The sequence below is a fragment of the Thermus caldifontis genome, from assembly GCF_003336745.1.
GTDB lineage: Bacteria > Deinococcota > Deinococci > Deinococcales > Thermaceae > Thermus > Thermus caldifontis.
In genome coordinates, this window is the sequence record NZ_KZ851835.1 from 51,982 (window position 1) to 65,740 (window position 13,759).

The 13,759-nt window shown below is 65.3% G+C and carries 15 protein-coding genes; 4 read left to right on the forward strand and 11 right to left on the reverse strand.

The genetic code is table 11. From position 1 onward, the window contains the following. From DK874_RS01080 to DK874_RS01090, 3 genes are read right to left on the reverse strand one after another with little or no spacing between them, the layout of a single operon-like run. A complete protein-coding gene (locus DK874_RS01080) occupies nucleotides 1–1,089 on the reverse strand; it encodes an MraY family glycosyltransferase (protein ID WP_114311955.1) in 1,089 nt (362 codons plus the stop codon). Further along, the gene (gene upp / locus DK874_RS01085; RefSeq protein ID WP_114311957.1) at nucleotides 1,086–1,712 is read right to left on the reverse strand and encodes a uracil phosphoribosyltransferase; all 627 of its coding nucleotides are present in this window, start codon (nucleotides 1,710–1,712) and stop codon (nucleotides 1,086–1,088) included. Before upp ends, DK874_RS01080 begins: the two co-directional genes overlap by 4 nt. Nucleotides 1,713–1,722: 10 nt before the next feature. Next, entirely contained in the window at nucleotides 1,723–2,574 is an 852-nt protein-coding gene (locus DK874_RS01090) for a phosphotransferase family protein (protein ID WP_114311959.1), read from the reverse strand. 57 nt (nucleotides 2,575–2,631) lie between these two features. On the opposite strand from DK874_RS01090, the gene DK874_RS01095 reads away from it, so the two are divergent. Both DK874_RS01095 and DK874_RS01100 read left to right on the forward strand, forming a co-directional pair. Then, nucleotides 2,632–3,705 (forward strand): radical SAM protein, encoded by a 1,074-nt coding sequence (locus DK874_RS01095; protein ID WP_114311961.1) that lies wholly within the window; start codon nucleotides 2,632–2,634, stop codon nucleotides 3,703–3,705. A 15-nt stretch (nucleotides 3,706–3,720) separates the two neighbouring features. Then, nucleotides 3,721–4,110 carry an NADH-quinone oxidoreductase subunit 15 gene (locus DK874_RS01100; protein WP_114311969.1) on the forward strand — a complete coding sequence of 130 codons (390 nt, stop codon included), beginning with the start codon at nucleotides 3,721–3,723 and terminating at the stop codon, nucleotides 4,108–4,110. Here DK874_RS01100 and hemW read toward each other — a convergent pair. From hemW to aceB, 8 genes are all read right to left on the reverse strand, one after another. Then, a complete protein-coding gene (gene hemW / locus DK874_RS01105; RefSeq protein WP_114311971.1) occupies nucleotides 4,107–5,210 on the reverse strand; it encodes a radical SAM family heme chaperone HemW in 1,104 nt (367 codons plus the stop codon). The two genes, DK874_RS01100 and hemW, sit on opposite strands and share 4 nt — an antisense overlap. Continuing rightward, the gene (locus DK874_RS01110) at nucleotides 5,203–5,580 is read right to left on the reverse strand and encodes a HEPN domain-containing protein (RefSeq protein WP_114311974.1); all 378 of its coding nucleotides are present in this window, start codon (nucleotides 5,578–5,580) and stop codon (nucleotides 5,203–5,205) included. The genes hemW and DK874_RS01110 overlap by 8 nt, the downstream gene beginning before the upstream one ends. Then, nucleotides 5,570–5,887: a nucleotidyltransferase domain-containing protein gene (locus DK874_RS01115; RefSeq protein WP_114311976.1), complete on the reverse strand. Its 318-nt coding sequence runs from the start codon at nucleotides 5,885–5,887 to the stop codon at nucleotides 5,570–5,572. The genes DK874_RS01110 and DK874_RS01115 overlap by 11 nt, the downstream gene beginning before the upstream one ends. Before the next feature lie 4 nt (nucleotides 5,888–5,891). Then, nucleotides 5,892–7,112 carry a glycerate kinase type-2 family protein gene (locus DK874_RS01120; RefSeq protein WP_114311990.1) on the reverse strand — a complete coding sequence of 407 codons (1,221 nt, stop codon included), beginning with the start codon at nucleotides 7,110–7,112 and terminating at the stop codon, nucleotides 5,892–5,894. A gap of 258 nt (nucleotides 7,113–7,370) precedes the next feature. Continuing rightward, nucleotides 7,371–8,657, reverse strand: a complete 1,287-nt coding sequence (glcF, locus tag DK874_RS01125) for a glycolate oxidase subunit GlcF (protein WP_114311978.1) — start codon at nucleotides 8,655–8,657, stop codon at nucleotides 7,371–7,373. A 4-nt stretch (nucleotides 8,658–8,661) separates the two neighbouring features. Next, the gene (locus DK874_RS01130) at nucleotides 8,662–9,711 is read right to left on the reverse strand and encodes an FAD-binding protein (protein WP_114311980.1); all 1,050 of its coding nucleotides are present in this window, start codon (nucleotides 9,709–9,711) and stop codon (nucleotides 8,662–8,664) included. Next, on the reverse strand, nucleotides 9,704–11,128 hold the full coding sequence (locus DK874_RS01135; protein ID WP_114311993.1) for an FAD-linked oxidase C-terminal domain-containing protein: 1,425 nt from the start codon (nucleotides 11,126–11,128) through the stop codon (nucleotides 9,704–9,706). Before DK874_RS01135 ends, DK874_RS01130 begins: the two co-directional genes overlap by 8 nt. A 74-nt stretch (nucleotides 11,129–11,202) precedes the next feature. After that, on the reverse strand, nucleotides 11,203–12,765 hold the full coding sequence (gene aceB / locus DK874_RS01140; protein WP_114311982.1) for a malate synthase A: 1,563 nt from the start codon (nucleotides 12,763–12,765) through the stop codon (nucleotides 11,203–11,205). A gap of 98 nt (nucleotides 12,766–12,863) precedes the next feature. Between aceB and DK874_RS01145 the strand changes: the two genes are divergently transcribed. Both DK874_RS01145 and DK874_RS11800 read left to right on the forward strand, forming a co-directional pair. Then, complete coding sequence (locus DK874_RS01145) at nucleotides 12,864–13,622, forward strand: IclR family transcriptional regulator (protein ID WP_114311984.1); 759 nt, start codon at nucleotides 12,864–12,866, stop codon at nucleotides 13,620–13,622. Nucleotides 13,623–13,663: 41 nt separating this feature from the next. Beyond that, a partial coding sequence (locus tag DK874_RS11800) for a MerR family DNA-binding transcriptional regulator (RefSeq protein WP_439144800.1) occupies nucleotides 13,664–13,759 on the forward strand: 96 nt, incomplete at its 3' end.

A 13,759-nucleotide genomic window follows, 5' to 3' on the forward strand; every position in this document is an offset into this window, starting at 1 on the left:
CTATTCTACCCCCCTCCAAAGGGCCCTTAAGCGGCGGTAGGTCACCCAGCCCAGGCCCGAGACCGTGGCCAGGAGGCTTGCCAGGATGGCCTCCTTGGGCATGCCCAGATAGGCCATGGCCAGGAGGTTGAAGAGGAGGGCTAGGCCCCAAAGGAGAAAGGCCACCCGCCTTTGCGAAAGCCCTCGGGCGAGAAGCCGGTGGTGGATGTGGTCCTTGCCCGGGGTGGAAAGGGGGTTTTGCCGCCTTAAGAGCCTTCGCACCACCACCTGGGTGGTGTCCAGGATGGGCAGGAGGAGGAAGAGGGCGGGCGGCAAGAGACCTAAAAAGGTGGTGAGCTTTAGGTTGCCCAGAAGGGCGGTGGCCGCCAGGGTGTAGCCCAGGAAGTAGGCCCCGGCATCCCCCAGGATGATGCGGCTGGGGTGCAGGTTGTGCCGCAGAAAGCCTAAGGCGGCCCCGGCCAGGGCCGCCAGGACCAGGGTGCCCGCCGCCCAGTAGGGAAACTGGGCGCTGACGAAAAGGAGGCTCATGGCGCTGATGTAGGCGATGCCCCCAGCCAAGCCGTCCAAGCCGTCCATCAGGTTCAAGGCGTTGGTAATGCCCACCACCCAAAGCCAGGTGAGGAAAAGCCCCAAGGCGGGGTCCAAAGGGGTGCCGAAGGCGGCCTCAAACCGCACCCCCACCGCCATGAGGAGAAGGGCCGCCAAAGTTTGGGCGAAGAGGCGGAAAAGGGGAGGAAGGCCGAACTGGTCATCGATGAATCCCACCAGCACCAGCCAGGCTCCCCCAAGCAGGATGGCAAGGATCTGGATAAGAACGTGCTCCACCAGGATAGGCCTTAGGAAGGCCGCCACCACCAGGGCCAAGACCACGCCCGCATAGACCGCAAGGCCCCCGGCGTTGGGCAGGGGCTCCCGGTTGAGGCGCCTTTCGTTGGGCATGTCCGCCCACCCTACCTTGAGGGCGAAGCGGCGCACCTGGGGCAGGAAGCGCCAGGTAAAGAAGAGGGCCAGGAGGAAGACAAAGGCCACCGTGAGCCAGCCGGTGCCCCCGGGCTCCGCCACCCCGATTTTCCTAAGGAGTTCCGTCATTTGGTCCCGTAGATGCGGTCTCCGGCATCCCCCAGGCCGGGGACGATGTAACCGTGGTCGTTCAGGCGCTGGTCGATGGCGGCCACCACCACCTCGGTGTCGGGGTGGTCCTGGGCGATGCGCTCCAGGCCCTCGGGGGCGGCGATAAGGCACATGAGCTTAATCCCCGTGGCCCCCTTTTCCTTAAGGAGGGAGAGGGCCCGGCTGGCGCTGCCTCCCGTGGCCAGCATGGGGTCCAGGAGGAAGACCCGGCGCTCGTGGATGTCGGGGGGAAGCTTGGCGTAGTACTGGACGGGCTTGAGGGACTCGGGGTCCCGGTAGAGGCCGATGTGCCCCACGCGGGCATGGGGCACCAGCTTGAGGATGCCCTCCACCATGACCAGTCCAGCCCGCAAAATGGCCACCAGGGCCAGCTTCTTCCCGGAAAGCACCTTGACCCGGGCGGGGGCCACGGGGGTTTCCACCTCTGTCTCCGTGAGTTCCAGGTCCCGCATGGCCTCGTAGGCCATGAGAAGGGATACCTCCTCGGCCAGTTCGCGGAAGTCCTTGGCGCCCGTGCGCCCGTCGCGAAGGTGGGCCAGCTTGTGCTGGACCAGGGGGTGGTCCACCAGGGTGATCCTCATCCCCCAAAGCCTAACATGCCCGGTTTCTTGGGGGAAAGCAGTCCTGGAAGAAGCCCAGGGCCCGGGGAAGCTTTTCTTTTAGGGCCTCGAGGAACCCCTCGGGCCTTTTGCTGCGGAACCAATGGAGGTCGTGGAGGTAGGTAAGGGGTACGTAAAAGGCCAGTCGCTCCCGTACCTCCCTTGGGTAGAAGCGCGCCAGGCGGAAGAGGACCTTCCGGGCGGTTTCCTCTCCCAAAAGGTCTAGGCTTCCCGTCTTGAGGAGAGCCAGGTCCCGGGCGGGATCGTCGCCGCCGGAGCGGACCCAGTCCACCAGGAGCACCTCGGGGCCTTCCTGGAAAGGGCCCTCCGGCACCTTGAGGAGGAGGTTTCCTGCCCAGGCATCCCGGTGGCAAAAGCGACGCTCTACCCCTGCCGCCATGCCCACTTCCCGCTTTAGGGCTTGGATCAGGGAGCGGGCTTCGGGTATCTCGTGGAGGCTTTCGGCGAATAGCTCAAGTCGTTCCAGAAGCTCCTGGCGGTCCACGTAGCCGGGCTCGGGCAGGCGGTGGAGGGAAAGGAAGAGGTGGGAAAGGGCGGCCAGGGCTTTGGGGGTAAAGGACTTGGGGGTAAAGGGTTCTCCCGGGAAGCGGCGGGTGATGAGGACCCCGTGCCCTGCCACCTGGGCCACCCCCAGCACAAAGCTCCCCAGGCCTGCCCGGGCCATCCTGTGGGCCTCGAGGGCCGCCAGATGGGCTTCCTTTGGGCGGTACACCTTGTAGACCTTGTCTCCATCCGTGTACACCCGGGCTTCAAAGCCGCCCAGAGGGGTAAGGCGTGGAAGGAGTTCGGGGGGAAGGAGGCCCTTCAGGGCCGAAACCGCCACGGGCTCTATTCTAACGGCCCTCCCCCCTTGGAAGCCGCCATCGGCTAACCTGGGCTCGTGGAGCTTCTTCGCCTCGAGGCCACGGTCCTCTCCTTGGGGGATCGGGTCCTTTCCTTTGACCGGGAGGGCCGGCCCTACCACTACTTCCGCCGGGGGCTCACCTACAAGCGGTCGCTGGATGGGAGCCTGCACCTCCGTTACCGGGAGGAAGCGAGGAAAAGGCACCGCTTGGGGGAAAGGGAGGCCCTGGAGGTCTACGGGGAAATCCTGGAGCTGGCGGACGCCCACCTGCAAGACCCCGTGCGCCGGGCCGAGGTCCTCCGTTGGACCCCCGAGGCGCTTCTGGACCCCACCCCCTACCGGAGGGCCTACGCCTGGCCCGTGAGCATCCTTCCCCCGGATGCCTACCTCTCCGTGGTCCTCCAGGCCACCACGGGATGCACCTGGAACCGGTGCGCCTTCTGCTCCTTCTACCAGGACCGCCCCTTTCAAAAACGAAGCCCGGAGGCTTTCCGGGAGCATGTGGAGCGGGTGTTGGAGCTACTGGGCAAGGGAAGGCTTTTGCGGAAGGGGGTTTTCCTGGGGGATGGCAATGCCCTGGCCTTAGGCGAGCCCCTTCTTCCCCTTCTGGAAGAGGTCCGCCGGACCTTTCCTGGGGAACCCATCCTGGGTTTTTTGGACCTTTTCACCGGGCTTAAGAAGGAGGTTTCTTGGTGGTTAAGGCTTCGGGACCTGGGGCTTAGGCGGGTCTATATCGGTCTGGAGACGGGACACGCTCCCCTCTTGGCCCTCCTCAATAAGCCTGGGCATCCAAGGGAGGCCCTGTCCTTGGTGCGGAGCCTAAAGGAGGCCGGATTTTCCTTGGGGGTGATCCTCATGGTGGGGGCAGGGGGCGTGGCCTATGCCGAGGCCCACCGCCAGGAAAGCCTGGCGCTTTTGGCCGAGCTCCCCTTGGGTCGGGGGGATGTGGTCTACCTGTCCCCCTTCCAGGAGGAACCCGGCACTCCTTACGCCGCCTTGGGCCTCGAGGCCCTTCCCGATGTGGAGGCGGAGCTAGCCGCCTGGGCTCAGGGGCTACGCCGGATGGGGCTAAGGGCGGCCCGGTACGACATCCGGGAGTTCCTCTACTAGGGTATACTTGGGACCATGAGCGCCGCGCACGAACGGGAACTCTACGAGGCCTGGGTGGAGCTCCTTTCCTGGATGCGGGAGTATGCCCAGGAGAAGGGGGTCCGGTTTGAGAAGGAGGCGGACTTCCCCGACTTCATCTACCGCATGGAGCGCCCCTATGACCTTCCCACCACCATCATGACCGCCTCCCTTTCCGACGCCCTGGGGGAGCCCTTTTTATTGGCGGATGTGTCCCCGCGCCACGCCAAGCTGAAACGGATTGGCCTCCGGCTTCCCCGGGCCCACGTCCACCTGCACGCCCACTATGAGCCCGGGAGGGGCTTGGTGACCGGCAAAATCCCCCTCACCAAGGAGCGTTTCTTCGCCTTGGCCGACCGGGCGCGGGAAGCCTTGGCCTTCGCCTAGCCCTCGAGGGCTTCCCATAGCTCCAGCACCACCCGGTGCAGGAGGGGGAGGCCCTTTGGGGTGGGCTTTAGGCGGGAACCCTCCACCTCCAGATAGCCTTCCTGGGCCAGGTTCCGAGCGGCATCCTCCAGCCTTGGCCGCAAGGGGAGGCCTGTTCTCCTCTCCAAGGCCTCCACATCCACCCCCTCCCTCAAGCGCAGGCCCAGCATCAGGCTTTCCTTGGCGTGCTCCAGGGGGGAGATGGCCTCCTCCTGGGGGGGTTCCCCTAGGAGCCAGCGGGGGAGGGGAGGGTTGGTGCGGCGGAAAGCGTAGACGGCTCCCATGCCCGGGTACTGGCCCGTGGCCCCAGGGCCCAAGGCCAGCCAGAAGCCGTTCCGCCAGTAGACCAGGTTGTGCTGGGCCTCCTCCTTGGGTCTAGCAAAGTTGGAAACCTCGTAGCGCCAAAGGCCGGCTTCCCCCAACACCTCCTCCGCCCTCTCCATGGCCCAGCCTTCCCTTTCCGGGTCCTCCCCCAAGCCCAAAAGGGCGAAGGGGGTACCCTTCTCCACCTGCAGGGTGTAGGCGGACACGTGCCCCACCCCTAGGAAGGCGGCCTCCTTTAGGTCCTGTTCCACGTCCTGCATGGGAAGGCCCAGGATGAGGTCCAAGGAAACCCTAAACCCCCCCTCCAAGGCCAGCTCCACGGCTTTCAGGGCCCCCTTTCGCCCATGGGCCCGGCCCAGAAACTTCAGCACCCGATCCTGGAAGCTTTGCACCCCTAGGGAGAGGCGGTTGACCCCGAGGTCTTTTAGGAGGGCAAGCCTTTGCTGGTTTAACGTGCCGGGGTTGGCCTCGAGGGTCACCTCTGCATCCGCTTCCAGCTCCCAGGGAAGGGCCTGGAAAAGGGAGACCAGTTCCCGATCCCGGAGGAAGCTCGGGGTGCCCCCGCCCAGGTAGAGGGTTTTGAGGGGCTGAGGGTGGCTTTCGTGAAGCCTTTGGGCTTCCTCGCTTAGGCGCTTTAGATAGGCCTCCACCCACCCCGGGCCTCGGCGCACCACGTGAAAGTCGCAGTAGGGGCATAGGGTGGGGCAGAAGGGGACGTGGAGGTAGAGGCTAGCCATGGCCCTGGGACATGAGGGATTCCACCCAGGCCACCCTTTGTTCCGCAAGTAGGAGGGCCTCCTTCCAATCCTCTTCCGTGGCTTCGGGGAGATCTCCGGGGTAGCGGCCTGCCACCGCAAAGGGGTTGAGGCGGGCAAGGCCTTCCAGCCTCGGGGGCACGGGAAAATGGGGACGGATAAGCTCTAAAAGTCTGCCCAGGTCGTGGGTTCGGGGAAAAGGGATGTTCCAGGCGATGAGGAGGGCTTTGAGGGCTTTTTCTGCAGCCTGCTGGGCGTCAAAGCAGGGGTCCTCCCAGGCCACCTCCGGGCTGGTCCGCCCCAGACGGGCCCGGGCTAGCCAGGCCCACGGGTCCGAGGTTTCATGCGGCATAGAGCACCCGGCCCTCCTTTAGGGCCTTTGGGTAGACGGTCATCCAGGCATTTCGGTACTTCTCCAGGTCCTCTTCGGTGGCCAGGATAAGATCCAGGCTAAAGTCCCTCTTGACCTTACTGGTGACCTCATAGAGGTCTTTCCAAGCCCGCATGGTCTTGTACTCGGGGGGCACCACGATGAGGAGGTCGTAATCGCTTTCGGGGCGGCCCTCCCCCCGGGCCCGGCTGCCGAAGAGCATGATCTTCCTCACCGGGACGGTCTTGAGGATGGCGGAAAGGACCGGCTCCAGCTCCGGGTACTCCACGCCCTTAGTCTACAAAGAGGAGGCGGAAGTCGTTGAGGTTAGTTCCGGTGGGGCCTGTGTGCAGAAGGGTTCCTGCCTGCTCAAAAAAGCCCAGGCTGTCATTGGCCTCCAGGAAGGGCCTCGGGTCCAGGCCCAACTCCCAGACTTCTGGGGTGAGCAAAGCCCCCGCTACCCCCGAGGGTCCATCCAGCCCGTCGGAATCAGCAGCCAGGGCGTAAAGGGGAGCCTCGAGGTGGGCGTAAAGGGAGAGGAGAAACTCCAGGTTCCGGCCCCCCTTGCCCTTTCCCCTCACCTGCACCTGGGCTTCCCCACCAGAGAGGAGGAAAAGGGGAGGTTTGAAGGGGAGCCCATGGGCGCGGACGGTTTCCACCAGCTCCGCATGGAAACGGGCCAAGGCCCGGGCTTCGCCGCCGAAGCGGTCGGAAAGGATCACCGCCCGGTGGCCTTGTCGCCTTAAGAAGTTTTGGGCGGCCTTGAGGAGGTCCAGGTTGCGCCCGGCGATCCGGTAGGCGAGCCGCATTAGGGCGGGGTCTTGGGGCTTCAGGGTTTCGAGAAGCCGGCCTTGTACCCCCGCCTCCAGCACCCGCCTGGCCTCGGGAAAGGCCAGGCCATACCGGTCCAGGATGGAGAGGGCCTCGAGGTACGTGCTGGGATCGGGGTGGAAGGGGCCGGAGGCGATGACCCCGGGATCGTCCCCCGGCACGTCGGAAAGAAGAAGCACCTGGACCCGGGCCGGGGTGGCCAGAAGAAGCCTTCCCCCCTTCGCCCGGGAAAGGTGCTTGCGCACGGTGTTGATCTCCTTTATGCTGGCCCCGCTCTTTAGAAGGGCCTCCGTAAGGGCCCGTTTTTCCTCCAGGGAGATCCCCTGGGGCAGGCACCACAGGGCGCTTCCCCCACCCGATACCAAGGCCAAAACCCGGGCCTTGGAGGAAAGCCCCTTAAGGAGCTCCAAAACCTCCTGGGCCGCTTTGAGGCTTTCCCCATCGGGCAGGGGATGGCCGGCGAAGACCGCCCGTAGCCCCAAGGCTTCCTGCCCCTTGGGCAGGGTGAGGTGGTAGGGCACTTCCCCATAGCGGTCCAAGGCGGCCTTCAGCATCCACGCCGCTCCCTTGCCCACCGCCAGGATCAGGTGGGGCTTGGCCCTGGGGAGGGCCTTAAGGGTAAGGCGGTAGGGGTGGGCCTCCTGGAGGGCCTCTAGAAAGGCGGCTATAAGGAGGGGCGTCATGGCCTCACTTTTGGCCTGGAGCCGTCTGGCCAAAGCCGCTCCCTTGGAGGAAAGGGGCTTGGCCAGGTGTTCCTGCGGCCTTGGACCAAGTTTTTCCTCCAGGACGTGCGCGGGTTGTTGGGGACCTGGCTGGGGTTTGGCTGGGCAGGGCGCATTTCCCAGGCTTTGCGCACCTTCCCTCTTGCTTCCCCCAGCCAGGCGGGCCACCTTCTCGGCCAAGCGTTCCCCGGGCTTATCCTGTGGGGCCATACCTTCAGATTATGGGGGCGATCCCCCCTCCGTTCCTTCCCCGGGGCGTTGGCCCAGATAGAGCATCTCCAGGAGTTCTGCGGTGTGCAGGATGGGGATACCCTTTTCCAGGTAGGCCTGGATCTGGGTGAGGCAACCGATGTTGCCGGTGACCACCAGGTGGGGCTCCGTGGCCTGGAGGTTTTCCGCTTTCCTTCGACCCAAAACCTCGGCGATTTCCGGCTGGAAGAGGTTGTAGGTGCCGGCGCTACCGCAGCAGATCTCCCACTCCTTGGGCTCCAGCACCTCCACCCCGGACGCCTTCAGGATCCTCCTGGGGGCTTCCCGCACCCCCTGGGCGTGGGCCAGGTGGCAGGCGTCGTGGTAGGCCACCCTGAGGGGCTTTCGTGGCGGGGGAGGAGGAAGGAAGCCCAGCTCGTCCAGGATGACGGTAAGGTCCTTCACCTTGGCGGCCAGGGCTCGGGCCTCCTCCTCCTCGGGATCCCCCAGGAAGAGAAGGGGGTATTCCTTCATCCCCGAGCCGCAGCCGGCGGCGTTGGTGACCACGTAGTCCACCTCCCGGAAGGCCTTAAGGTTCTTCCGGGCCAAGGCCATGGCCCCCTCCTTGTCCCCGGCGTGGAGGTTTAGGGCCCCGCAGCAGACCTGTTCCCTCGCCGCCACTACCTCTACCCCGTTTTCCTGCAGGACCCGGATGGTGGCCTGGTTGATGGAGGGCCTCAGGACCTGCTGGGCGCAGCCCAGGAGGATGCCCACCCTGGCCCGCCTTTGGCCCTTGGCGGGGTAGACCTCCTGGTAGGATTCCCTTTCCGGCAGGTGGTCGGGGAGGAGGGCGATGGGGGCCTTTAGGGCCTTGGGCAGGGGAAGGGGCTGGAGAAGGGGTTTGAGCCGGCTTCCCAGCTGGGCCAGGGGCCTAAAGCGCTCCGGGTAGGGCAGGGTGCGGAGGAGGGCCTGGCGGTAGACGGTTTCCAGGGGGTAGCGGTGGCGCTTCTTTTCGGTGTGCATGCGGAAGGTGGCGATGAGCTCGCCGTAGGGGACGCCGCTTGGGCAGGCGGTAACGCAGGCCTGGCAGGCCAGGCACCGGTCCAGGTAGGGGAGGGTTTCCTCCAAGGGGAGGTTCCCCTCGAGGACCTCCTTCATGAGGAAGATGCGGCCCCTGGGGGAGTCCATCTCCTCTCCCAGGACCAGGTAGGTGGGGCAGGTGGGGAGGCAGAAGCCGCAGTGGACGCAGGCCTCTATGGCGTGGGCCATCACCTCTCCTTCCTTGCCCAGGGTTTCCACGGGTATGCGGTGCTGCATGCTCTCACCCTAAGGGAAACCGGCCCTTGGGGTCCAGGGCCCTCTTGATGGGGGCGAAGAAGGCTTCCGGTGGAGGAGGGTAAAGGGCCTGCTGCGCCTCTCCCTTCAAGACCAGGTGGGGGATGGCCCTTTCCCTGAGGGCCCGGAGTCCTTCGGGGTCTAGGCCCGCATAGAGAAGCTCTCCCCCAGCCAGGTAGCGCCTGGGTCCTAAAGGAAGGCCTTCCAGCATGGGGATGAGGTCCAGACGGGAAGGCACCTTTACCCAGATGGGGCTTTCCTTCAGGAAGGCCAAGTTCCTTACCCCTTCCCAATGGGCCTCGTCCTCCCGGAGCACCTCCCCTTCCCTTTGCAGAAGGCTCTGTAGCCGCTGCACTCGTTTTTCCAGGCTTTCGGGGAATCCCCCCAGCCGGATCTCCAGGGTGGCTGGAGGCACCAGGTCTAAGGCGAGGAGATCCAGGGGCAGGGTCCTGAGGTGCTCGAGGGCCGCCAGGGCTTCCGCCCTTTTGGCCAAGCCCACCCTCAGGGTTCGGGTGGCCCGGGGGTAGGGAAAGACCTTAAAGGAAAGCTCCACCATGACCCCCAAGGCACCCAAGGAGCCCACCATGAGGCGGTGAAAGGGAAAGCCGGCGGCGTTTTTCACCACCTTACCCCCGCCCCGCACCGCCCTTCCCTCCCCGTCCACGAAGCGCACCCCCAGGATGAAGTCCCTGAGGCCCCCAAACCGCTCCCGCATGGGTCCGGAAAGCCCCGCCGCCACCGTGCCGCCCAGGGTGGCCCCCTGTTCCACCAGGGGTGGGTGGAAGGGCAGGTATTGGCCGTGGGTCCGTAGGGTCTCCTCGATCTCCTTGAGGGGGGTACCGGCGTAGGCGGTGAAGACGAACTCCTCCGGGGCGTACTCCAGGATGCCCCGGAGGCCCGAGAGGTTGAGGAGGGTTTCCCCTTCCTGGGGGCTGGACAGGGCCGGTTTGCTTCCGCCTCCCTTGGGGCGCAGGCGGGGATGGGCGCGCACGGTTTCCTGCACTTCTTCCAGGGAGGAAGCGAAAACCTCAGGCATAGAGCTCTCCCAGGTCAGTTTTCAGGCCACCTTGATGCGGGCTTTGCCCGTGGTCCGGGAGCACCTTGCCCCGGTTGGCCAGGCCCTTGGGGTCCAGGGCCTCCTTGACCCGTTCCATGGCCAGGAGGTCTTCGGGAGCGAACATCTTTGGCATATACCCCTTCTTCTCCACCCCGATGCCGTGCTCCCCGGTCAAGGACCCCCCCAGGCGCACGCAAAGCTTGAGGATCTCCCCGGCCAACTCCTCGGCCCGCTCCAGTTCCCCCGGCTTCTTGCCGTCGTAGAGGACCAAGGGGTGAAGGTTCCCGTCCCCGGCGTGGAAGACGTTGGCCACCCTAAGGCCGTAGGCCTGGGAAAGCCTGCGGATCTCCCTTAGGGCCTCCCCCAGGCGGCTTCGGGGCACCACGCCGTCTTGGACGAGGTAATCGGGGGAAAGCCTTCCCACGGCGCTGAAGGCCGCCTTACGCCCCTTCCAGATGGCCTGGCGTTCCGCCTCGCTTTGGGCGATGCGCACCTCGGTGGCCCCGCTTTCCTGGATCACCTGGGCTAGGAGTTTGGCCTCCTCCTCCACCTCCTCCTTGGGGCCCTCCAGCTCCACGATGAGAAGGGCTTCCACCTGAGGATAGCCGGCCTTCACCGCTGCCTCGGCGGCCTCTATGGCCAAGCGGTCCATGATCTCCATGGCCCCGGGGAGAAGCCCGCTTCGGATCACCTGGCTTACGGCGTTCCCGGCGGCCTCGAGGCTCCCGTAGGCGGCGAGAAGGGTGTGGTAGGCCTCGGGTTTGGGGAGGAGCCTTAGGGTGATCTCCAGGGCTACCCCCAAAAGCCCCTCGGTGCCCACGAAAAAGCCGTGCAGGTCAGGCCCCACGCCCTCCAGGCTTTCCCCGCCCAGGCGCACCACCTCCCCCTTAGGGGTGACCACCTCCAGGGCCAGCACATGGCCTGCCGTCATCCCGTACTTCAGGCAGTGGGCCCCGCCGGAGTTGAAGGCCACGTTCCCCCCGAGGGTGGAGATGGGTTGGCTGGAGGGGTCAGGGGCGTAGTAGAGGCCAAAAGGGGCTGCCCGCCGGGAAACCTCCAAGTTCACCACCCCGGGTTCCACCACGGCCATGCGGGCCTTGGGGTCCAGGCGGAGGATGCGGTTCATGCGGTTTAGGGCAAGGACCAGGCCCCCTTCCACGGGCAAGGAACCTCCCGAGAGGCTGGTGCCGCTTCCCCGGGCCACGAAGGGCACGCCGTGGCGGTAACAAAGGCGCACCGCCTCCACCACCTCCTCCTTCCGCTCGGGAAGCGCCACGGCCAAGGGGCGCTTGCGGTAGGCGGTGAGGGCGTCGGACTCGTAAGGGGCCAGCTCTGCCTCCTTGGTGAGGAGTCTTCCTGGGGGGAAGAGGGTCCTAAGCTCTTCCAAAAAGCCCATGGCCACCTCCTCCTTCACTTTACCGGAAGGGGCGGGGGCCTACCCCACCCCTTCCTGACCCAGGCCACCCGAGCTCAATCCAGGTACTCGTAGGCCACCAGGGTCAGGAACTCCGTGAACTCCTCGGAGAGGACCAGCTTGTCCAGGATCTCCTCGGCCTCCCTGTAGCGGCCAGCCTCCCGCCCTCCCAGCTTGGCCAGCTCCTCTTCCTTGATCCTTTGGTAAAGCTCAGGGGTGACCGTGCGTCCGTCCTCCAAGGTGGCCTTCCGGTGCACCCACTGCCAAAGCTGGGCCCTGCTGATCTCAGCGGTGGCGGCATCCTCCATGAGGTTGAAGATGGCGGCGGCCCCGTTGCCCAGAAGCCACTGGTTCAGGTACTGGAGGGCCACGGAGATGTTGTTGCGAAGGCCTCCCTCCGTCACCTTGCCCCCCGGGACCTCGAAGTTCAGGAGGTCCTCCGCCCTCACCTGGACGTCCTCCCGCTGCACGTGCTTCTGGTGGGGCCTATCCCCCAGGTACCGGTCAAAGACCTCCTGGGCCACAGGCACCAGGTCGGGGTGGGCCACCCAGGTGCCGTCAAAGCCCTGGGAGGCCTCCCGCTCCTTGTCGGCCCGCACCTGCTGGAAGGCCCTTTCGTTCACCTCAGGATCCTTGCGGCTGGGGATGAAGGCGGCCATCCCCCCGATGGCGTGGGCCCCGTGGATGTGGCAGGACTTCACCAGAAGCTCGGTGTAGGCCTTCATGAAGGGAACGGTCATGGTGACCTGGGCTCGGTCGGGGAAGATGGGGGCGGTGGTGGCGAACTTCTTGATGCAGCTGAAGATGTAGTCCCAGCGGCCAGCGTTGAGCCCGGCGGCGTGCTCCTTAAGCTCGTAAAGGATTTCCTCCATTTCAAAGGCCGCCAGGATGGTTTCGATGAGCACCGTGGCCCGGATGGTACCCCGGGGGAGGCCCAGGTAGTCCTGGGCGAAGTGGAAAACCTGGTTCCAAAGGCGGGCCTCCAGGTGGCTTTCCAGCTTGGGCAGGTAGAAGTAGGGGCCGCTACCCCGCCTTAGGAGCTCGTGGGCGTTGTGGAAGAAGTAGAGGCCAAAGTCAAAGAGGCTGGCCGAGATGGGCTCCCCGTCCACCCGCACGTGCTTTTCCACCAGGTGCCAGCCTCGAGGCCGGACAAGGAGGGTGGCCACCTTTTCCTTGAGCTTGTACTCCTTTCCCTCGGGGCTTATGAAGTCAATCTGCCGGCGGACGGCATCGTAGAGGTTCTTCTGCCCTTGGATCACATTGTCCCAGGTGGGGGAAAGGGCGTCCTCAAAGTCCGCCATGAAGACCTTGGCCCCGGAGTTCAGGGCGTTGACGATCATCTTGCGGTCCACGGGACCGGTGATCTCCACCCGGCGGTCCTGGAGATCGGGTGGGGCCTCGGCCACCCGCCAGGACCCGCCCCGCACGAAGGCGGTCTCCTCGAGGAAGTCCGGCTTTTCCCCGGCCTTATACCGTTCCCAAAGGGTTTTCCTGCGCTCCAAAAGCGCCTTGCGCACGGGGTTGAACTCCCGGTGCAGGGCCACCACGAACCTCAAGGCCTCTTCCGTGAGCACCTCGCCTAAGAGGGGATGGTCTTTAAGGATCTCCACGCCCTTCATGGTGGCTTGAGCCTACGGGAGGGGATGCCGATTTGTCAAGAAGCAAAACGATTTTTTGATTATTGAAAAACCGGCCGAGGGGTGCTAGCCTGAGGCCCATGCCACGACCCAGGAGGAAAGGAGCCGAGGAGGTGAAGACCTTGGAGCGGGGTCTGATGGTGCTCCAGGCTCTGGGGGAGCTGAGGGAGGCCGGGCTTTCCCCCCTGGCAGAGCGGACGGGGCTTAGCAAGAGCACCCTTTACCGCCTCCTCCAGACCCTGGTCCGCCACGGCTTCGTGGAGGAGGAAAAGGGGGTTTACCGGGTGGGCCCCAAGGCCTTTGCCGTGGGCCAGGTCTATCCGAGGCAGAACCTGCTTCTTGCGGTGCGCCCGGAGATGGAGGCCCTGGCGGCGGAAACGGGGGAGAGCGTGAACCTGGCGGTGCTGGCGGGGAGGGAGGCCCTTTACCTGGACCAGGCGGAGGGAAGCAGGTTGGTCCGCCTCTTCACCGCTCCCGGTTCCCGGGCTCCCCTGCACGCCACCGGGGTAGGGAAGGTGCTCCTTGCCTTCCGGGGGATTCCCGAGGGGCTTTCCCTGACCCCCTATACCCCCTATACCCTTACCCGCCTCGAGGACCTAAGGCGGGAACTGGAGGCCGTACGCCAGAGAGGGTATGCCCTGGATAACGAGGAAAAGGAGCTGGGGGTGCGTTGCGTGGCGGCCCCCATCTTTGGCCCCGGGGGAGAGGTGGTGGCGGCCCTTTCCCTTTCCGCCCCCGCAAGCCGCCTTTCCCTGGAGGAGGCCCACCGCCTGGCCCCCCGGGTGGTGGAGGCGGCCAGGAGAGCTTCCTTGCGCTTAGGTTTTGTGCCCGCTTTATAATAGGGTTGGTTAGGGGGGTTTAGCGGAGGGAGCTAAAGGTCATGGACAAGGACCGTCCCGTGTACGTGATCTCGGTGGCGGCGGAGCTATTGGAGATGCACCCCCAGACCCTGAGGCTGTATGAGCGGAAGGGGCTC

Bases quoted from the DNA above. Each gene is read 5' to 3' on its own strand.
- DK874_RS01080 (WP_114311955.1), bottom strand. From the start codon at position 1,089: ATGACGGAACTCCTTAGGAAAATCGGGGTGGCGGAGCCCGGGGGCACC.
- DK874_RS01130 (WP_114311980.1), bottom strand. From the start codon at position 9,711: ATGCCTGAGGTTTTCGCTTCCTCCCTGGAAGAAGTGCAGGAAACCGTG.
- glcF (WP_114311978.1), bottom strand. From the start codon at position 8,657: ATGCAGCACCGCATACCCGTGGAAACCCTGGGCAAGGAAGGAGAGGTG.
- upp (WP_114311957.1), bottom strand. From the start codon at position 1,712: ATGAGGATCACCCTGGTGGACCACCCCCTGGTCCAGCACAAGCTGGCC.
- hemW (WP_114311971.1), bottom strand. From the start codon at position 5,210: ATGGCTAGCCTCTACCTCCACGTCCCCTTCTGCCCCACCCTATGCCCC.
- DK874_RS01100 (WP_114311969.1), top strand. From the start codon at position 3,721: ATGAGCGCCGCGCACGAACGGGAACTCTACGAGGCCTGGGTGGAGCTC.
- DK874_RS01135 (WP_114311993.1), bottom strand. From the start codon at position 11,128: ATGGGCTTTTTGGAAGAGCTTAGGACCCTCTTCCCCCCAGGAAGACTC.
- DK874_RS01145 (WP_114311984.1), top strand. From the start codon at position 12,864: ATGCCACGACCCAGGAGGAAAGGAGCCGAGGAGGTGAAGACCTTGGAG.
- DK874_RS01110 (WP_114311974.1), bottom strand. From the start codon at position 5,580: ATGCCGCATGAAACCTCGGACCCGTGGGCCTGGCTAGCCCGGGCCCGT.
- aceB (WP_114311982.1), bottom strand. From the start codon at position 12,765: ATGAAGGGCGTGGAGATCCTTAAAGACCATCCCCTCTTAGGCGAGGTG.
- DK874_RS01120 (WP_114311990.1), bottom strand. From the start codon at position 7,112: ATGACGCCCCTCCTTATAGCCGCCTTTCTAGAGGCCCTCCAGGAGGCC.